Source organism: Treponema sp. OMZ 857, from assembly GCF_024181085.1.
GTDB lineage: Bacteria > Spirochaetota > Spirochaetia > Treponematales > Treponemataceae > Treponema.
Map to the genome: position 1 here is coordinate 2,708,971 of NZ_CP051147.1, position 18,086 is coordinate 2,727,056.

An 18,086-nucleotide genomic window follows, 5' to 3' on the forward strand; every position below is an offset into this window, starting at 1 on the left:
CTGTTTCCTCTGCCATATTTTTAAAATAATTATTAATTTGTACCTCTATTCACCGCAACTCTAAACAGTCGCTCAGCAAAATGGTTGACGCAGGCAGCTGCCTCATGTTTATCGGCAACGGGAGCGGGATGTTCATAGCGGAAATAGATACTGCCGTCTCGGCCGATAAGACTGAGCCGGACGCCGCTTTCGGTACATACTACCGTGATGGAAAACGGCGCGTGTGCGGAAACCGTAAATAACGATTTGTTTAAAGCGGCGGCAAGGCGTTTCTCGGTTCGTTTGCTAAATCGTTCGTCTGCACCGGTACAGGTCAGCGTAACCGGCAGCCGTATCCAATGTTCCGTAAAGCAGGCCGGATTACTTTGCAGCAGCTCTTGATAGAGCGCTGTTTTCAGTTCGGTGTTTCTCGTGCAGAGTATCAGCGCCGCGGCCGCTTGTTCCCGCAGTTCTTTCTCCCACACCGGGTCAAGGGCATCCAGCGCTTCCCGCAACAGTTGTTCATCGCGGAGCAGGATACCTTTTTCGGCAATGTATGACGGACGCGCCTGCGGAATAACCGACGTTTCCAGCGCCTCCGCACGGCGTAAATACCGCCGCGCCTTAAACGGTACCGATTGAAATGCCCGATAATAGAAGCTGTTTTTATACAACCCGTGCGTATTGCCGTCCGTATCCGCTATCGTGTATTCCTTTGCCAATTTCAAATTATGTATACTAAAAGCTGCTCGATAATATCGAATCAAAGCGGAATACTTTGTAAGATTTTTAGACCGGACAAAAAAATCCCTGGCGCTTTCAGGTACCCGCATCTTTTCTGCCGCATATTTTTTTTCATATAACGTCTGATAGAGTCCGTACAACTCAGTATAAAACTGCGCGGTACTCATCCCGAAGTTCGCAATCCACGAATAGTCGGTAACCCGCTCGATTTGTGTAATATAGCGTTCCGCTTGCTCCCAATGCCCCATCCGCAGATAGATTTTTGCAAGATTGATCAGCGGCAGCGGCGTATAATTATCTTTTGTCGATTGCGCATAATAGGCAATCGCACGGTCAAAATTATTTTTCCGCTCTTCAAGCTCTCCGAGAATCAAATATCCTGATGAGCGTGAAAAATAGTCGGAGGCATTGCGGGCGTCTTCTTCAGCTTGATCAAAATGATAGAATTCGGTTTCCAATATCGCCTTGTTGTAGGAATACACCGAGGCCGAGTACAGCGAATCGTTTTGCAGTGCGAGTTCAATGCCTTTCCGGTAATAGAGCGCCGCATTCCGATAGTCGAAAAGTTCGCCGTACAGATTTCCGAGCGCGTTTGCAATACAGCCGTCATCACCGTAGCTGCTGCGGGCATCGAGCATCGCTTTAATCCCCTCATCGGTTCGGTGTGTTTTAAAACAGAGCCATCCGTACGTTGACCATCCGAAAATATCGGTAGGATTATACGAAAGATATTCGTGCAAAAGACCGCGCGCCTCTTCTGCTTTATTCAATGCCGCTGCTGCGCTCGCTGCACCGTACAGGAGTTTGATGTTATACCGGTTGATACGCAGGCCTTCGGTAAAGCGGCGGTATGCCGGTTCGTACAGTCCGTTGCTAAAATACATATCGCCGAGCTTGAGCTGGAAAAGCTCATTCGTCGGGTATTGCGCGATACCTTCTTCGAGCAGCGCAGCAGCGGTATCCCAGTTTTCCGCTTGCACTGCCGCATCCGCTTTTTGCAGCAGCTCATCAGCGTTCGAGGTACTTGATGCAGGGAAAAGGTACAATGGTAATAGAAACAAAAACAACACGAGAATTATTCCATTGTGATAGGTATGCCTGTTGCGATGTTTATCGGTCTGCCGGTATTTTCGGTATTGCGCTTTCATCTGCTGTCCTTCCGACTTCGTTTCCAAGCGTTTTTTCTCTGCTTTTTCTCCGAGCGGTAGAGCTGCTTTGCAATCGCAACATCTTCGCCGGTACAGGAGGGGGCAAATTTTGCTTTTTGAGTGAGTGCGTAAAAAGCATCGCTCGGATGCTTATGGAGCCGTTTCAGCGTGAGAATGATTTTCCGGTTATTTCGTGAACATCTGATAATCAGATACGGATAGGCGCGGAACGCACCGTACAAGAGAATCACAACGAGTGTAGCAATGCAGAACAGTATTCCGCGGTGCATTTTGAAGAACTGCGAAACACGTTGAGCAACGGTTTGGGCTTCTGCTGCCGAAAGCGTTCCGCCATGCCTGATACGGAGCGCTGAGCGGTTTAATAGGATTTCGTCGAGGAGCTGCGTAAATTGATCGCCGCCAGCCTGAAAAGAAAAATCGAGCGATTCACCGTCTGCAAGCTGTTCGGTGGTCGGGTCTATATCCACCCAGCCGAGATAGGGAAAAAAAACTTCTACCCACGCATGAGCCATATTCGCTCGTACCGGATAATAATTGAGGATACCCGATTCAGGCTGTAGAAAAAAACCGGCGGCAAGACGCGCAGGAATGCCGAGGCTGCGGAGCATGAGGCAGTACGCAAAGGCGAAGTACGAGCAATAGCCTTTTTTCGATTCGGTTACAAAATACCGGAGCTGATCGCCATCGGGAGCCTGCCCGGGACGAAGCGAATACCGATACTCGCCCTCGCGGAAATACTCGAGCAAGGCGTAGACCTTATCATAGTAGAGCGCAAAGGGAGCTGTAATCGATTCCGCAATAGGAAAGAGCAGCGCCTTTGTGCCGGAATCTACGGACGTATAAAAACGCAAGGCTTCCGCCGAAAGCCCTTCTGCCGGATTTCCCGACGGAGGCTCCGCCGTAATAAGGTCGAGCGGCACACCGTGCAGCACCTCACTTTCCACCTTGTAAGCGCCTTTAAAGCTCACCGTGTCCCAAACCGTATACGGCGTTACCGACAGCGGATAATCGAGCGCGACAAGGGAATCGGGATCAAGGTTGACGGTAAATATTTCCTGACTGACCCGCTCGCGGCACAGGAAAGACTGATGCGGAAGTTCCGCCGGTTGCTGAGTAATCCGCAGTGGCTGCTCCGGTTCGCCGGGCGCCGACTTTTCGTAAAAACCTTTTTGCGGACTCCACCCGGACAGGTACATACGGCGGAACAAGTGTGAATCATATTCCTGATCAACATGCACCACCATCACCAGATTGGTGTTCATTTTTACCTCATCCTGCAACTGCAGAAACTGAGAAAAATCGAACTCGAAAAGCTTTTGTTCGAGCAGTCCGCCGTTATTGCCGACGGAGCCTTTATTAAATGTCCTGATGAGGAGCGCAAGCAAAACCGCTGTTAACCCGATAAATATGAGTGCAAAGGCTGCGAACCGTCTGCGTTTTAAAAAAGGAATGCAGAGCAAGGCTGTTTGAAGCAGCATGAAAACACCGGCAAAGCCAGCCGCAAAGATCGGATGGGAAAAGGCTGTCAGACGATAGTGCTGCTGCGGAAAAAACAGTAGGGAGAACACGAGAATAGCAACAAGCGGTTCATAGCGCCGCCACCGTTCGGTAGAAATGAACAGCGCCGTTGAGGTAACGCTGATGAAGGCGGTGAGCGCAAGTAAGCCGAATAGCAGCTTGATGCGCAAAAAGAGGGTATCCGCAATAAGCTGCGGTATCAGCGCGAGCAAGCCGAGGACACATGCAGGAATAAGCAGCGCTACGGAAAAGCCGATAATCACTGCCGCTTCCGCACGAATTCTCTTTCTATGCAGAAAGTGAATTACCGCCGTGCAGCAAAGCCCCCATACCGGCAACGCCGCTGCGGGCAGAATACCGGCAAGGTAGCGATGCGGCACCGAAAGGAGCAGCAGGAGTGAACAGATACGAAACACGGCGGCAGGTTTAGAGTAGTTCTGCATGGCAATTTCCTGCGGTAAAGATACGGAGTTCCCGTTCGGCAGCTTCCTGCACCTTTCGATAAAAAGCATCCTGCCGTGCGGAAGCGGCGGAAGAATACAGCAGCCGGTGTATCCCCCTCCGGCTAAGAACACGATGCGCTCGCTCATCGAGCGGCGTATGTTCTTCTGATACCGGCGGCACGGCAACGCAAAAAAATGTTTCGACGCCGCTTATACTTTCTGTATGCGGCGGGCGAAACGGCGCAGCGGCTGCATTTCGAGGGACACCTCCGGTCGGCATATAACAGTATAACAGTCCCCCGCCGTCCGGCACTGCATTAAAGATGTCCGCCGCGTCGGGAAGTGCTTCCGGTGAAGCACGGAGCGCCGGTATGGCTAGCAGATTTTGTATCTGCGCAGCAGCAGCGGACGCTTCTTCCGTTATTTCGTACCGCTGCAAGGACTGCTGCGGATAATCATATAATAGAAGAGAGCATTGGATACCGGCATTGAGCAGCTCTATAATCACGCCGGAAAGGCGGCCAATAAAGGCGTCAAACACGGAGGCTGTCAACGCCCGTTCTTTTTTTTTCATGCACACCGGTTCTTCTATATATATCGTTAAGCGCTTAACCGGCGGCGGTTCAAAAGCACCGAGCTTTATGGAAAGTGTATTGGTGTGTGCATAGAGCTTCCAGTGAATTTTCCGCGGATCGTCGCCGGGAAAATACGGACGGGATTCATAGAGTTCATTTGTGCGCTCTTGTGAGGGAAGGTCGTTTACGGCGCGGGAACGGAGATCGGGAAATATCGTTTTTTGCGGCGGAATCACCGGCTGTACTACAATGTAGGGTACGGACAGACAAGGCGGCTGCGTATATGCCGCGGCAAAAAAACCGGCAAAGTCCCGAATATTGAGATACTGCCGTTTATAAAAGTACCGTCCGCGGGTTAGATTTTCAGGATGATATTTTGTTTGTATTCCCTGCAAGGGAATGGAAAGACATGCGGCCGTCTCTGCGGTAGGATCAGATGATAGTGAAAACTCAATAGTATAAAAGGTTGCCGTTCCGGGAACACAGTGCGGGAAGGTCTTCGCAGATTCTGACTGCACGGTTTTGAAACGGGCGGGAATAACCGTAAAGCCGCCGCCGTCTGAGGCAAGGTCAGGCTCTTCCGATTTCCAACACAGGGCGGTAACCGCTACAGCAGCGGCAGCGAAACCGGCATAGAGCGTGAGTAACCCGCCGCATACAGTGCTTAAAAGCTCTCCGCGGAGCAAGCCGCTTATTAAGAGCAACGCACCCATCACGGTGTATACCGCTCCGTGCCTTGTAACCCGTATCCGCATCATGCCTTATTGTGCCTCAGCCGGTTTAGTCCAATCCGTTTGTTTGTCGGCAGTGCGGATAACCGCTTCGGTAATGCTGCTGATGAGTTCCGAAGCCGTGCCGTCGCCGGTTTTTATCAAACACCGGTGCGCAAGGACGAGGGAACTAAGCGTGCGGATATCTCCGTCCTCAACCCAATTGCGTCCGTTGACAAGCGCAAAGGTGCGGGCGAGGTACAGCAAATGCAAACCGGCGCGTGGCGATGTGCCGAGCTTAAACGCAGGATGGGCACGGGTCTCTTTTCCGATTCGAGCGATTATCTTTTCGAGTACGGGATGCACAAATACCTGCCGCTGTTCTTCCCGCGAAGCCGCGATATCCTGTATGGAAACAACCGGCGTAACCGGCTCCGGTTCTGCAGCGGGAAGGTGTGTTTGTTCATGCAGCAATTCGGTTTCCGCTTCTTCATCGGGGTAGCCGATTGACAGGCATATACTGAACCGGTCTAACTGAGCGGCGGGAAGCGGATAGGTACCTAAACTTTCCACAGGATTTTGCGTAGCCGCCGTAAAAAAATAAGGGCTTAACGGACGGGTTACCGTACCGGCGGTTACCTGCCGCTCGGCCATCGCTTCCAGCAAGGCGGACTGCACCTTCGGCGGGGTGCGGTTCAGCTCATCCGCAAGCAGGATGTCTGCGAACACCGGGCCTTCCATAAATTCAAAGGTATTCAGCCCTGCATTAAAGACTTCTACGCCGGTGATGTCGTAGGGCAAAAGGTCGGGGGTGCATTGGATACGCCTGAACCGCGCCGGCTGCCCGTCTTTTTCGATGAGCGCTGCAAATGTTTTTACCAATGTGGTTTTCCCGACGCCCGGAACATCCTCTAAAAGAACATGCCCGCCGGTCAGATATGCGGTAATAAAAAGACGGAGAACATCCTTCTTCCCTTTAATCGCTTTTTCCAGTGCGGAAAGAAGCCGTTCCGCCGTTTTTTCGGTATTCATAGCGGAGATTATAGCATAGTATGCGGAACACCTCAACTTTATAAAAAGGAGTACCGTCCTAGCCTATTCGTGGTGATGTTCCCCATGATGATTGCATTGAGCGTTCGGATCATCCTGTAATGTGCCTGCTAAAAAAGCTGCGACAGCTTCATCCGGGGAGCCGGTAATTCCCGCCAGCTGATGAATTCCGGCGTTGTCCAGCGCATCAATCGCACCCTGTCCGCGGTTTCCTAAGATGAGGGTTTCAATGCCAAGGCTTTTAAGATAGGTTGCCAAATCGTGATGCCCGAAACCGCCGTTATCGATTACTTCAGTTTTCGTTACTTTTCCGGCTTCAATTGTGTAAACCTTAAAATGCTCTGTTTTTCCAAAATGCTGGAAAATTGAATTCGTTAAAATATCATAAGTCGCTGCGATTTTCATATTGATTGAGTATACCATAATTCATGAGGGCTGTCTAAAGGTTCCTTAAAATTCGACAGCCGTAGCCTTTATCAAAAGGCGAGGATTGGCGAATTGCCACACTTTTGCAATGAAATGAAAAAGTGCAATCAATAGGCGATGTTTGCATTAGCAAACTCGCAGTGTTTTTCAGCCGCGCTATTTTAGCGGATGAAAATAAACGTTGGTATAACGGCTCAATATAATCTAAATCTAAGAGCGGCACTTATTACAAATTATTCATTAGCCACTTTCCAGTCTTTTATCGTTCTCGTCTTTTCATCAAAGGAACTTCCAATGAGCACTATTTTCTTCCCACTCGCCAGTACTTTGCGGCATAGTCTTTCTCTTTTATTTGCGCGATTGCATCTTTCGCCGTACCGTTGCTGCTCAGCTTAAACTCGAAGATGTAAACAGTATCCGCTGTCTGCACTACACAGTCTGCTCTTCCTGTCGCACAATGCACCTCCGTTTGTGCAAACTGTCCCATCAGCGCAAAGACGAGATAAACGGCAGTCTGGTAGTTTTGTTCCCGCAGCTTGCTCAAAAATGTACGTCCTTGTACATTTTTGGACTCTGTATCAGAATTTCAAAAAATACGCTAGATAGCTATCAGTACATACTTTAACAACTTATCAACACATCTCATCATTAAAGCAAATCTCTGACTGTAAGAAAGATTGTAAGAAAAACGAGCAAGCGCAGCAAGACCTTGTTACGGCAGGATTGTAGGCAGCTTGCTTGCTATATCCGAATTACCGGTATCGATCGGTACTTCGGCGGCTAAGTAAGCTATCGAGGTTGCTTACTTCGCCGTTTTACGGCGGAAAGCGCATAGGGCAACCTCGAAATAGCCTTATGCGCTTTTTTTATGCCTTGCAGAGGATTGAGCCTCCGCGCCCGGTGCAAAGTACGGAGCAAGGCTAGGAGCAAGCCGCCTACTCTCCGGTGTGGGTGAGCAAAAATCACGGCTTCCGTGTCGCCGTAAAAAGGCGACCAAAATAGGCTTGTGGAGTGTCCCTGACTTAGGACGGTTGAGGGGTTTTAGGAACCGCCCATCTTTTTACAGCGTACCGAAAACCGGCATCACTCTGTTTCGGCGAGGATGCACAAAGGGAATGGTACTACAGGGAAGGGGTGTTGAGACTGCATCTATATCGGCAACAGTCAAGATTATATCCTAGTCTTGAGTATTGCCTGTATAGAAAATGTTTAGCAGGTAGTGGGTAATCGTTATATCTGTTTACATTTTTTGTAATTCGTTATCTATCGCCTTGAGCTGTTCGCGGATAGCCGCTATGCGCGAATGATTATCCGGTTCTTCTCCGGTAACGAGATATTCAACAGAGACGCCAAGCGCAACCGCTATTTTATAGGATTGTTCCGCATCCGGCAGTCGGTCTTTTTGAATCCATTTACTAAAGGTATCAGCTCTTTCATTTATTTGTTTCGCTATTTTATCTTGTGTAGCATTTTGAGCTTTTAATAATTCTTTTACACGCATCCAAAAATCTAACATATATATAATATAGCAAAAAAAAGGCCGAATGTCATTATATATTTTATATCTTGTTAAAAAATATAAAAAAATCGACAAAAGGCCTAAAAATATATTGACAAAATCGACAAAAAAGCTATAATGTAATCATAGTTAAGGCGAAAAGACCTTGAAAACTTTCCAAATCACAGAGGAGAAGCGAATATGATAGCATTAGAGAAAATGGCGCTTAAGATTGCCAGACAACAAGAAAAAGACGCAAAAAAAGAGAATGAAAAGCGCGAACAGCTTGCAGCAGGTTTTGCCTTCGTTAAGCCGGTTTCAGCAAGTGCAAAAAAGATTATTCAGCAGCTAGAAGCGATGATGATAGACGGCTATGCAAAAATTGACAATGCAAACGACGTTTTTATGCCGGTTGTTGTTGAGCAGGTTGGAGCAAATCAAATATCAATCGCTCACTACTACGAGCAAAACGGCGACTTAATGGCAGATCCTGAAATCGTCTTTTTGAAAAAAGAATATTCATACGGTGTCGAATACTATCCTATCTACGAAAGAATGAGCGGTCTATGTTCAGATGTAGAGCTGGTGATATTCGAGAACCGCAAGCCGAAGATGATTAGCAATCTGCAAAAACAAACGGCGAGCTTTTGTACTACTTGGATGCGTACAATAACAATGCAGCAAGGCATAGGCAAGTAAACAGCAGCGACACCGCCGGAAAATCTCCGGCGGAAATGCAGCAAGCTATAACAGACCTAAAACACAGAGGAGCAAAAAACATGAAATACTTTACCAAAAAAATGACATTAGACGAAGTAAAAGCAGCATACCGGATGGCAGCAATGCGGCTTCATCCGGATAGAGGTGGCAGCACCGCGGCAATGCAGCAGCTGAATAGAGAATTTGAAGTTGCATTTGCGATAGCGCAAAAATTCGAGGAAGCGGATCCGACGTATACCAAGCGGCAGCCTAAAACAGCGGAAAACGCAGGCAGCTACCGGCGGCAATTTTACACCGTGAACGGCTGGCAAGGTGAGCGCTATGATCGCAATCTTACAACCAAAGACATAGCGCAGCTAATCCGTGAATACGTGAAAACTGCGTATCCGACCTACCGTTTTTCGATCACCTCAGACGTAAACAGCATCACAATCGCTTTAACTGAATATCCGGTAGAGCTGACTAACAGCGAACTGATGTTGAAATACTATCACACAAATTATCACCGAAGATGGTCGTATGTTCCGTCAAAAGGCAATATCGAAACCGTCAGCATGACACAATCGGACATTGAAGAATGGATTAGGTGCCAAGTAGAAATGGAATATTGTGAGCAAAAGTTTAGTAAATCCGACACGTGGCTTAATCCGGTTATATACGCAGTCTTGAAAGACGTTCAAGATTTTATGAACTCATATAATTACGATGATACCAACTCAATGGAGGATTATTTTGATAGAAATTTTTACGATTATGTCCAGATTGGAAAAGACGACAAACCTGCTAAGTTTGTAGAACGCACTGCGCGCAGCGGTTCTACAAAAAAAGAAAAAGAAGTCAAACGGCTTACCGCATAACAACAAATCAGACCGCCGGATATACTCCGGCGGAAACATAATTGAGGAGTATGAAGTATGAGAAAAGAAGGTATTGTATGGGTTTTATTAAAAAGCAAACCAGGCAAATGGTATAAAGCTATTTTTTATAAAAACGGCAAAAAGGATACGTTTGCTCGGTATGGCAGAGAAGTTACAGATGATGTGGTTGATTGGCATTTTTTGTCAGAAGCAGAGTTGCAAATGGATAACAATACTAAGCCTTTGTAAATATAAAACACGTTAGCGGCGAATAAGTCGGTAGTAAATTATAAGGAGACATAAACATGACAGCACGGCAAGGCGAATATTACAATCCTGATTTAAGTCTCACGGAAATAGCGGCAATAATACGCGCTGATTTAAAAAAGAAATTTCCTGCATACCGGTTTTCAGTCGACTCAAGAAAGAAACGAGAAATTACTATAAGCCTGCTTGAATATCCGGTAGAGCTTACCAATAAAACGCTTATCGCATCGTATTTTCTTATGATGGAAGATGACTTCTTGTTTTATGATGTTCGTCATGGAACGTTCCGCTATAAACGAGACATTACACCAACAGAAACAGAACGGCTTATTGATGATCTTTATCAGTACGCAGGCCTTTACGTACGCATCACAAAATATGATACGTGGCTTAATCCTGAAATACTCGATGTCCTCATGTCTATTCAAAAACAGCTGGACGCGTATAACCGAAAAGGTGAAGTTTATAGCGATGTACTATTTCACGATTGCATCAATATCGGCGAGGTCAATCCTAGAAGCCGAGATCAATATGCACAATTCGTACCGCGCACACCTACTGGCAGGCGTGTTTCACTTTGGAGGATTAACCAATGATCGCTATTCAAAATGAACAGCTGACAATCGGCTATGAAGCAGGATTGATAGAAACCACTTTATCTAACGGTTGGACTATAAAACAATGTTTTCAATGGTACGTCGATTATGACGGTGTGCAAGTAGAATACGATCCGGATGCGATGGAAGTAATCGGCGCAGAAGATATAGAAGAGTACAGCGCCGAACAACGTGCGGTATTGGCTGAATGCGAATGGGATATAACAGATTTAAAAACAGAAATCTACAGCAGTACATATTATCGTGAAGCAAAACAAGAATTTAAAGCAAGTCTCAATCCACACGCCTATTACGGTGTAAGTGAAAAAGATTTTTATTGATGTATGGGAGGGTGGCAGATGTGCGGAAAACGTCATGTAGAAATGACAAAAAAAGAGCTTGCCGAAGCTCGAAAAAATGCAATACAGAACATGATTTATTTCCGTAATGACAAGCCGCTCTATATCTTTTGGCGGAATGTATACAAATCTTACCACGATACAGCAGATCAATCACAATGAATATTTCAAATAAAAGGAGTGTAAACGCTATGAAGTTATATCTATCAGGTGCAATAAGCGCTAATCCAAATTACAAAAATGATTTTGAAAACGCACGCAAACGACTGAATGATACAGGGTTTGCAGTTGTATCGCCTACCATTTTCTGCAATGAAAGCATGAGCTACGATCAGGCAATACGGAAATGTTTACAGGTATTATCAACCTGCTATGCAGTGGCGGTAATCGAAACACCGTATCAATCTACAGGAAGTCAATTAGAACTTAGTATTGCAAGAGTTCTTTCTATGCAGGTTAAAACGGTTGAAGAATGGATTGAATACACCGAACGGCAAAAGCAAAAACGCGGTTTATGCCGCCGACGGGAGATGAGAGGATGAGCGGCAGTGAAATACTTTTTATCATCTTTGTCTGTCTTGGCGGCGGATATATTCTCGGGCGCGCTCATGCGTTTACAAAAACAGTTTTTAATAATGTTCATACTCAGAATAACAAACAAGAAATCGCTCTTGCCTATATCAAAAATCAAGAGTCGCAAATCGAACAATCAATAAAAAAAATCGATACCGTGCTTGCTGAAATTATTGAACAGATGGAAACAACAAAATAATAGCTATAAGCATAATGCACTTTAAGGAGGAATTAACATGGCAGTTATTGTAGCAGTAATGGGAGAAAGCGGGACGGGTAAATCAACCAGTTTACGCAATTTTCAAAAAGGAGAAGCATCGGTAATCAACGTATCAAAAAAGCCGCTTCCTTTCCGTAATACGTTATCGGTTTTTAAAACGGATAACTATCAAGAAGTTCAGGCGATGATTAAACGAGCACAGGCAAAAAGTGTTGTTATAGATGATGCGCAATATCTGATGGCTTTTGAGTATATGCACCGCGCAAAAGAAAAGGGATATGAAAAATTTACCGACATCGGCGCGAATTTTTTCAACCTTACACAAACAGCAACAGCACTCCCTGATGATAAGATTATTTATTTTCTTTTTCATATTGAACGGACAAAAGACGGGAATGAAAAATGTAAAACGATCGGACAACTGCTCGATGAGAAAATAACGCTTGAAGGGCTTTTTACCATCGTTTTAAAAACAGTCGTTCTATTAGACGGAAACAATCAGCGACAGTTCTGTTTTGCAACGGTCAATAACGGTAGTGATACGGTCAAAACGCCGATGGGAATGTTCGCAGAGCCACTTATTCCGAATGATTTAAAAGTGGTTGATACGGTTATCCGTGAATATTACGGAATGCCGGAGAATGTTTTTATACAGCATTCACATAATGAAGCGCCGCAAGAGAGCCCCCAAGGCAATCGGCAACAGACCGGTATACAGCAAGCACCCCCGCAAAACAGGAAACAGCAGTCGTCTATTTTAAGTTTTGCAAAATCGTATAAGGAGATGTAAGCGAATGAAGAAAAAAGATGTTTTTACTTTCGATGAGCGCTTCCATGTATACCGGCTAAACGGCGAAATCATTCCATCCGTTACAAAAATTATCTGCACTGTTGCAGGGAAAGATTTATCACACATCCCCCCTGAAATTTTAAAGAAGGCAGCGGAGCGCGGTACGGCAATTCATAAAGAAATTGAAACAGGTGTTATTCAATCCGTTGAAGCAAAATGGATTGAACAAAATATCGTCCGTGCATCCTCCAAATTTGAGCAGCAGTTTTATCATACTATTGATGATTTTACGTATGCCGGAACTGCTGATATTGTTGCAAGCGATACGCTTTTTGATATTAAAACACAGAAAGAAGCGGACTTCTTGAGCTGGACGCTCCAGCTTAACCTGTACAATCTCTTTTTCAAAAAGAAGTGTTTAAAGGTTTTGTATACACCGAATACCGGCAATTTTTCTGTTGTCGATATTCCGTTTTTATCAATGGAGCAGATACAAGAAGTCATTAGCACCTATTTACAAGGCGCTCAATTACGGGAGGATTTTATGAACTCAAAGGAAGGCAAAAAAGAACTTGTTGAAGTGCCACCGCTTGAGCTGACGCTTAAGGTTGTTGAACAGAATATCGGCACGCTCAACACCAATGCCGAACAGCTGTTAGAACTGGTAAAGAAACGACTTGCATACTATTCGATAGATCGATACAGCGTAGATAACATCGCTGCTGCAAAAAAGGACAAGGCGGAATTAAATAATGCTGCGAAGCTGCTCAATGCGGAGCGTATCCGTATTGAAAAAGAATTTATGAAGCCGATCGAAACATTCAAAACAACCGTTTTAGAAACAGTTAATCTCATAAATGAATGTTCTGCAAAAATTGACGGAATTGTGAAAGAAGTTGAACAAAAAGAAAAGGACAATAAGAAAGCAATCATTATCGAGTATTTTGAATCGCTTCATTTTTCACTTGTTGATTTTGATATGCTGTTTAGTCCGAAGTGGCTTAATAAAACAACAAAGCTCAAAGACATTCAAGACGAGATACGCGGGCGGATTGAAAAAATACAAGCTGATTTAAGCGTTCTTGATCGCATCGGAGAGGCGGAAGCGAAGCAATATTATTTATCAACGCTGAACCTCGATGCGGCTCTTGCAAAAGCGGATGAAATCAAAGCGAACAGGGAACGGCTTGCTGCTCTTGAAAAAGCTCAGGCAGAACAAAAAGAGCACGCATTGTCCGAAAAAGAGCGGCTCGATATGGAGGCGGCCGGAGAAGAAATCCCCTTGGCATACGATGCTTATTGTCCATCTTCGACATCTTTCTCCGATTCGGCACAGACAGAAACGGAGCCACAAGAAAGAGAAGAAAAGTTACAGGTTACTTTTATGGTAATTGGAACGGCAGATCAGTTAGTTGATCTTGAGGCATATATGAAAAAGGCACAGTTGCGCTATACATTTCAATAGGAGGATAGAAGTATGCTTAATGATTATCAAATAGATGAGAACTATTTTAACAACAATTTCAAAGCAGGTGAATGGGAATGTACTATATCCAAGGTAGAAGAGAAGGTGTCAAAGAAGAGTAATCCGATGATCGCTCTTTCGTTTACAATCGATGAGCAAGGGACGCTGTATTATTACATTGTCGATGATGTAAGTTCCGAAGAAGCATGGAGACGGCGTAATCAAAACTTGACTCGCTTTTTTGACTGTTTTTCAATCCAGCGTGGAGACTTTAATTATAGCTCATGGATTGGGAAACGAGGCATTATCAAAATCGACAAGCGCGCTCCGAATGAGAATGGAGAGCAAAAAGGTTTTGAGGTAAAAGCCTTAATCGTGCCGCAGCAAATACAGCAAAACAATAATAACGGAACTTATCCGCAGCAAAGCAATACAACGACTAATCACCCTACGTACCCAAAACAAGGACAATCGCGCCCACATCCGCAAGGACAAAGAGCGGCAGCGACTAATGGATATCAAAGCTATAATCAAACATCCCCGCAAAACGGTTATCAGCAAAGACCGTCGGCGTATCAAGGAACGGTGCCGCAGGATACACAGCCTGCTACTACCGATCCTGAAAATTTTGACAATATACCATTTTAATTGGTAAGGAAGAAAAAAAAGAATAACTGCCTGCCGTTTTCTCGCGCTTGAAACGACAGGCAGTATCCTTAGCGACTATTTTACACTATGGGAGGGAAAGTGTATACAGCAAGCGCGGTTGCAGAAAAAGCGCGTGTCAATCCTGCCGAAGTGCGCTATTTTGCGCGGAAGTATAACATACCGAAAATCACGGTTGAAAACAAACAAGTCTTTATCTTTGATAAAAAAGACTATCGGCTTTTTCTTCTTTATAAGAATATCGGCAAAAAGAAACAAGAGAATAAAAAACAACTACACTTTTCATTTTATGATAATCAGAAAAGTGTTATACAAAAGCAAAACATCATCAGCAAAAAAGATGTACAGCGTGAAAAAGCGCTGATAAAAAAACTATGCGCACTCTTACAAAAAGCCGGTATAAACGGTGTTGATAAAATAATTCTGCAAACAGCATTAAAAATCGATAAAAAGCAGCTTGAAAATATTTTAAATAAAAACACTTCGCTTCCCATCGCGGAAGATGAAACGATAGATAATAACCTATATTGGGTTGGAGTATAAGGAGAAAACAATGAAATTTGACAAATCGAGAGTGTACACCGCGGTAAATGCAGATGAATTAAAAATCGGCAGTAAAGTTATTTGTGCCGATACGCTAGCCTTATTAAAAGCACGTGTTGAACATTTCGGTGTGAGCTACAACGCATACGAAGTATTACGAGAAATCCTTCCTGATGATGAAGAATATCGATTTTGCGTAGGTTTTGGCGATGAAGTAATGTATGCCTTTGCGTATTTTGTTGAAAGACCTGATGAACATCCCTTTGGTAAATGCTATGGCTGTGGCTATGTATTCAATTCTGAATTGCGCTTTGACTACGATATAAAATATTGTCCGCGGTGCGGGATGGAAATTGACAGCCACTTTCCGACTGATTTTTAATGAAGGAAATATAATATGACATACGAAGAATTTTTGAAAGAGAAAATCGCAATTGCATCATCAAACGGCTTTTTTGTAGCCGAAAATGACATACATCCTATTTTAAAACCTCATCAAAAAGATGCCGTAAAGTGGGCAGTCGCCGGAGGCTGCCGTGCAATATTTGCAAGTTTCGGATTAGGCAAAACAGTTATACAACTTGAGATACTCCGTTTGATTTTAGCAAGAGAAGGCGGCAAGGCGTTGATTGTAACACCTTTGAATATCGTTGACGAATTTTATCACGATGCGCAAACGCTGCTTGATAACCTTCCTGTACGGTATATTAAAACGCAGGAAGATATAGCGGCTGCAAGTGAAGCAATTCTCATTACAAACTATGAACGTGTGCGGGATGGAAATATCAATCTTGATTCGTTCACTGCGTGTAGTTTAGACGAAGCGTCTGTACTGCGTTCTTTCGGCTCTAAAACCTATCAAGAGTTTTTACCGAAATTCAAAAATGTCAAATATAAGTTTGTTGCAACAGCAACGCCTTCTCCGAATAAATATAAAGAGCTTATCCATTACGCGGGCTTTTTAGGTGTGATGGACACGGGACAAGCCCTTACCCGTTTTTTTAAACGGGACAGCACGAAAGCTAATAACTTGACGCTTTACCCGCATAAAGAAAAGGAATTTTGGATATGGGTTTCTACGTGGGCGCTTTTTATTACAAAGCCATCCGATGTTAATCCTTCCTATTCCGATAGCGGATATGATTTACCGGCGTTAAACGTTATCTATCATAAGGTGTCGGTTGATAATGCAACAGCCGGATGTGAAGACGACGGGCAAGTAAAAATGTTTCGAGATGCCGCGCTCGGTTTAAAAGAAGCATCGAAAGAAAAGAGAGACAGTATCAGCGATCGAGTAGCGCAAACACTTCAGATAGTGCAGACCGCCCCTGACGATCATTTTATCCTCTGGCATAATTTAGAAGCAGAGAGGTACGCTCTTCAAAAAGCGTTCCCTGATGCAGGCTTTGTTTATGGTAGTCAAGACCTTGAAAAGAACGTCGAAATTACGAGGGCTTTTAAAAGTGGCAAATTGCAATATCTTGCGACCAAGCCTGATATATCGGCACAAGGCGGCAATATGCAATACCATTGCCACAAATGTATTTTTGTCGGTATTGATTATAAGTTCAATGATTTTATCCAAGCCGTACACCGCATCTATCGGTTTCAACAGTCGTACCCTGTTGAAGTACATATTATCTATACCGAAATCGAACAAGCAGTATTAAAGGCATTAGAGGAAAAATGGGAGCAACATAAGCATCTTGTATTCCAGATGACAGAGATTGTCCGTAAATATGGATTATCTTCAATAACGCTTGCAGAAAAACTTGCCCGTACCATCGGTGTTGAAAGAAAAGTAGTTGAGGGTAAGAATTTCAAAGCAGTCTTAAACGATAATTGTATCGAGCTTCCTACAATGGCAGATAACACGGTTGACCTCGTTGTTACCTCAATTCCGTTCAGCAATCACTATGAGTATACGCCAACCTATAACGATTTCGGACACAATGAGAATAACGAAAAGTTCTTTCAACAGATGGATTTTCTCACTCCGCACCTCTTGCGGGTATTAAAACCCGGACGTCTTGCTTGTGTTCACGTCAAAGATCGTATCTTATTCGGTAATGCAACCGGAGACGGAATGCCAACAGTAGACCCTTTTAGCGATATGACCGTTTTTCATTTCTTAAAGCATGGGTTTCGCTATATGGGGCGCATTATTATCACCACCGATGTAGTACGAGAAAATAATCAAACCTATCGGCTCGGATGGACTGAACAATGCAAAGACGGTTCAAAAATGGGAGTCGGATGTCCTGAATACATTCTGCTTTTCCGAAAGTTGCCGACCGATACGACGAAAGCATACGCAGATACTCCGGTACAAAAGACAAAGGAAGCATATAGCCGCGGCAGGTGGCAAATTGATGCGCACGCATATTGGAGATCGAGCGGAAACCGATTAGTAACACTCGAAGAGTTAAAAGAATGTCCGGTATCCGATATGCAAAAGCTCTACCGGCACTATTCAAAAGAGCATATTTACGACTATAGCGAACATGTCCGGCTCGCAGAAGAACTAGACGAAGCGCAAAAGCTACCGGCTTCATTTTCTGTTATTAGCAACGCTTCTCCAAGTGAGTATGTATGGGATGATGTCAATCGTATGTATACGCTCAATAGTGAGCAGTCTCGAAAAGCGCTCAATATGCACATTTGCCCACTGCAAATAGATGTCGTTGAACGTCTTATTGAGCGGTATTCAAATTCAGGTGAGGTTGTCTACGATCCGTTTGCAGGGCTTTTTACCGTGCCGTATATTGCCGTAAAAAAAGGCCGCTATGGTATTGGGCACGAGTTAAACGAGATTTCATTTAATGATGGCGTTTCGTATTTGAAAGAAGCTGATATTGAAAAGACAGTGCCAACGCTTTTTGATTTTGATAATTTTAAAATTGCAAAATAACGGAGCT

At 44.5% G+C, this 18,086-nt stretch carries 19 protein-coding genes and 1 pseudogene; 13 read left to right on the forward strand and 7 right to left on the reverse strand.

Annotation, left to right across the window (positions count from 1 at the left end):
* Positions 1-32 precede the first annotated feature (32 nt).
* The 7 genes and pseudogenes from E4N66_RS12310 to E4N66_RS12340 form a co-directional block, all read right to left on the reverse strand.
* Complete coding sequence (locus E4N66_RS12310; RefSeq protein ID WP_253728256.1) at positions 33-1,898, reverse strand: tetratricopeptide repeat protein; 1,866 nt, start codon at positions 1,896-1,898, stop codon at positions 33-35.
* Positions 1,868-3,922, reverse strand: a complete 2,055-nt coding sequence (locus E4N66_RS13170; RefSeq protein ID WP_371922468.1) for a transglutaminase TgpA family protein — start codon at positions 3,920-3,922, stop codon at positions 1,868-1,870. The genes E4N66_RS12310 and E4N66_RS13170 overlap by 31 nt, the downstream gene beginning before the upstream one ends.
* Entirely contained in the window at positions 3,837-5,186 is a 1,350-nt protein-coding gene (locus tag E4N66_RS12320; protein ID WP_253728258.1) for a DUF58 domain-containing protein, read from the reverse strand. The genes E4N66_RS13170 and E4N66_RS12320 overlap by 86 nt, the downstream gene beginning before the upstream one ends.
* 3 nt (positions 5,187-5,189) lie before the next feature.
* The gene (locus tag E4N66_RS12325) at positions 5,190-6,170 is read right to left on the reverse strand and encodes an AAA family ATPase (RefSeq protein WP_253728260.1); all 981 of its coding nucleotides are present in this window, start codon (positions 6,168-6,170) and stop codon (positions 5,190-5,192) included.
* 63 nt (positions 6,171-6,233) lie between these two features.
* Positions 6,234-6,611 carry a NifB/NifX family molybdenum-iron cluster-binding protein gene (locus E4N66_RS12330; RefSeq protein ID WP_253728261.1) on the reverse strand — a complete coding sequence of 126 codons (378 nt, stop codon included), beginning with the start codon at positions 6,609-6,611 and terminating at the stop codon, positions 6,234-6,236.
* A 236-nt stretch (positions 6,612-6,847) separates the two neighbouring features.
* Positions 6,848-7,152 (reverse strand): annotated as a pseudogene (locus E4N66_RS12335) (PD-(D/E)XK nuclease domain-containing protein); the annotation flags it as partial.
* Between the two features lie 702 nt (positions 7,153-7,854).
* Positions 7,855-8,130: a helix-turn-helix domain-containing protein gene (locus E4N66_RS12340; protein ID WP_253728262.1), complete on the reverse strand. Its 276-nt coding sequence runs from the start codon at positions 8,128-8,130 to the stop codon at positions 7,855-7,857.
* Positions 8,131-8,313: 183 nt separating this feature from the next.
* Between E4N66_RS12340 and E4N66_RS12345 the strand changes: the two genes are divergently transcribed.
* The 13 genes from E4N66_RS12345 (at position 8,314) to E4N66_RS12405 (ending at position 18,079) form a co-directional block, all read left to right on the forward strand.
* Positions 8,314-8,811 carry a DUF6908 domain-containing protein gene (locus E4N66_RS12345; RefSeq protein ID WP_253728263.1) on the forward strand — a complete coding sequence of 166 codons (498 nt, stop codon included), beginning with the start codon at positions 8,314-8,316 and terminating at the stop codon, positions 8,809-8,811.
* Positions 8,812-8,891: 80 nt separating this feature from the next.
* Positions 8,892-9,689: an LPD29 domain-containing protein gene (locus E4N66_RS12350; RefSeq protein WP_253728265.1), complete on the forward strand. Its 798-nt coding sequence runs from the start codon at positions 8,892-8,894 to the stop codon at positions 9,687-9,689.
* A gap of 57 nt (positions 9,690-9,746) precedes the next feature.
* Positions 9,747-9,938: a hypothetical protein gene (locus tag E4N66_RS12355; RefSeq protein ID WP_253728267.1), complete on the forward strand. Its 192-nt coding sequence runs from the start codon at positions 9,747-9,749 to the stop codon at positions 9,936-9,938.
* A 56-nt stretch (positions 9,939-9,994) separates the two neighbouring features.
* Positions 9,995-10,552 (forward strand): LPD29 domain-containing protein, encoded by a 558-nt coding sequence (locus E4N66_RS12360; RefSeq protein WP_253728268.1) that lies wholly within the window; start codon positions 9,995-9,997, stop codon positions 10,550-10,552.
* The gene (locus tag E4N66_RS12365; RefSeq protein ID WP_253728269.1) at positions 10,549-10,893 is read left to right on the forward strand and encodes a hypothetical protein; all 345 of its coding nucleotides are present in this window, start codon (positions 10,549-10,551) and stop codon (positions 10,891-10,893) included. The genes E4N66_RS12360 and E4N66_RS12365 overlap by 4 nt, the downstream gene beginning before the upstream one ends.
* Positions 10,894-11,102: 209 nt before the next feature.
* Positions 11,103-11,453, forward strand: a complete 351-nt coding sequence (locus E4N66_RS12370; protein ID WP_253728270.1) for a DUF4406 domain-containing protein — start codon at positions 11,103-11,105, stop codon at positions 11,451-11,453.
* Complete coding sequence (locus tag E4N66_RS12375; protein ID WP_253728272.1) at positions 11,450-11,683, forward strand: hypothetical protein; 234 nt, start codon at positions 11,450-11,452, stop codon at positions 11,681-11,683. The genes E4N66_RS12370 and E4N66_RS12375 overlap by 4 nt, the downstream gene beginning before the upstream one ends.
* 37 nt (positions 11,684-11,720) lie before the next feature.
* Positions 11,721-12,494 (forward strand): DEAD/DEAH box helicase family protein, encoded by a 774-nt coding sequence (locus E4N66_RS12380; RefSeq protein ID WP_253728274.1) that lies wholly within the window; start codon positions 11,721-11,723, stop codon positions 12,492-12,494.
* 4 nt (positions 12,495-12,498) lie between these two features.
* Positions 12,499-13,959 (forward strand): DUF1351 domain-containing protein, encoded by a 1,461-nt coding sequence (locus tag E4N66_RS12385; RefSeq protein WP_253728275.1) that lies wholly within the window; start codon positions 12,499-12,501, stop codon positions 13,957-13,959.
* Positions 13,960-13,971: 12 nt separating this feature from the next.
* On the forward strand, positions 13,972-14,607 hold the full coding sequence (locus E4N66_RS12390) for a hypothetical protein (RefSeq protein ID WP_253728276.1): 636 nt from the start codon (positions 13,972-13,974) through the stop codon (positions 14,605-14,607).
* A 99-nt stretch (positions 14,608-14,706) separates the two neighbouring features.
* Positions 14,707-15,168 carry a hypothetical protein gene (locus tag E4N66_RS12395; RefSeq protein WP_253728277.1) on the forward strand — a complete coding sequence of 154 codons (462 nt, stop codon included), beginning with the start codon at positions 14,707-14,709 and terminating at the stop codon, positions 15,166-15,168.
* A 10-nt stretch (positions 15,169-15,178) separates the two neighbouring features.
* Entirely contained in the window at positions 15,179-15,550 is a 372-nt protein-coding gene (locus tag E4N66_RS12400) for a hypothetical protein (protein ID WP_253728279.1), read from the forward strand.
* A gap of 15 nt (positions 15,551-15,565) precedes the next feature.
* The gene (locus tag E4N66_RS12405) at positions 15,566-18,079 is read left to right on the forward strand and encodes a DNA methyltransferase (RefSeq protein ID WP_253728280.1); all 2,514 of its coding nucleotides are present in this window, start codon (positions 15,566-15,568) and stop codon (positions 18,077-18,079) included.
* Positions 18,080-18,086 lie beyond the last annotated feature (7 nt).

Excerpts from the sequence above, each read along its gene's own strand:
- E4N66_RS12375 (WP_253728272.1), top strand. The coding sequence starts at position 11,450 with ATGAGCGGCAGTGAAATACTTTTTATCATCTTTGTCTGTCTTGGCGGC.
- E4N66_RS12385 (WP_253728275.1), top strand. The coding sequence starts at position 12,499 with ATGAAGAAAAAAGATGTTTTTACTTTCGATGAGCGCTTCCATGTATAC.
- E4N66_RS12365 (WP_253728269.1), top strand. The coding sequence starts at position 10,549 with ATGATCGCTATTCAAAATGAACAGCTGACAATCGGCTATGAAGCAGGA.
- E4N66_RS13170 (WP_371922468.1), bottom strand. The coding sequence starts at position 3,922 with ATGCTTTTTATCGAAAGGTGCAGGAAGCTGCCGAACGGGAACTCCGTA.
- E4N66_RS12370 (WP_253728270.1), top strand. The coding sequence starts at position 11,103 with ATGAAGTTATATCTATCAGGTGCAATAAGCGCTAATCCAAATTACAAA.
- E4N66_RS12350 (WP_253728265.1), top strand. The coding sequence starts at position 8,892 with ATGAAATACTTTACCAAAAAAATGACATTAGACGAAGTAAAAGCAGCA.
- E4N66_RS12345 (WP_253728263.1), top strand. The coding sequence starts at position 8,314 with ATGATAGCATTAGAGAAAATGGCGCTTAAGATTGCCAGACAACAAGAA.
- E4N66_RS12320 (WP_253728258.1), bottom strand. The coding sequence starts at position 5,186 with ATGATGCGGATACGGGTTACAAGGCACGGAGCGGTATACACCGTGATG.
- E4N66_RS12325 (WP_253728260.1), bottom strand. The coding sequence starts at position 6,170 with ATGAATACCGAAAAAACGGCGGAACGGCTTCTTTCCGCACTGGAAAAA.
- E4N66_RS12330 (WP_253728261.1), bottom strand. The coding sequence starts at position 6,611 with ATGGTATACTCAATCAATATGAAAATCGCAGCGACTTATGATATTTTA.
- E4N66_RS12400 (WP_253728279.1), top strand. The coding sequence starts at position 15,179 with ATGAAATTTGACAAATCGAGAGTGTACACCGCGGTAAATGCAGATGAA.
- E4N66_RS12360 (WP_253728268.1), top strand. The coding sequence starts at position 9,995 with ATGACAGCACGGCAAGGCGAATATTACAATCCTGATTTAAGTCTCACG.
- E4N66_RS12390 (WP_253728276.1), top strand. The coding sequence starts at position 13,972 with ATGCTTAATGATTATCAAATAGATGAGAACTATTTTAACAACAATTTC.
- E4N66_RS12355 (WP_253728267.1), top strand. The coding sequence starts at position 9,747 with ATGAGAAAAGAAGGTATTGTATGGGTTTTATTAAAAAGCAAACCAGGC.
- E4N66_RS12405 (WP_253728280.1), top strand. The coding sequence starts at position 15,566 with ATGACATACGAAGAATTTTTGAAAGAGAAAATCGCAATTGCATCATCA.
- E4N66_RS12340 (WP_253728262.1), bottom strand. The coding sequence starts at position 8,130 with ATGTTAGATTTTTGGATGCGTGTAAAAGAATTATTAAAAGCTCAAAAT.
- E4N66_RS12380 (WP_253728274.1), top strand. The coding sequence starts at position 11,721 with ATGGCAGTTATTGTAGCAGTAATGGGAGAAAGCGGGACGGGTAAATCA.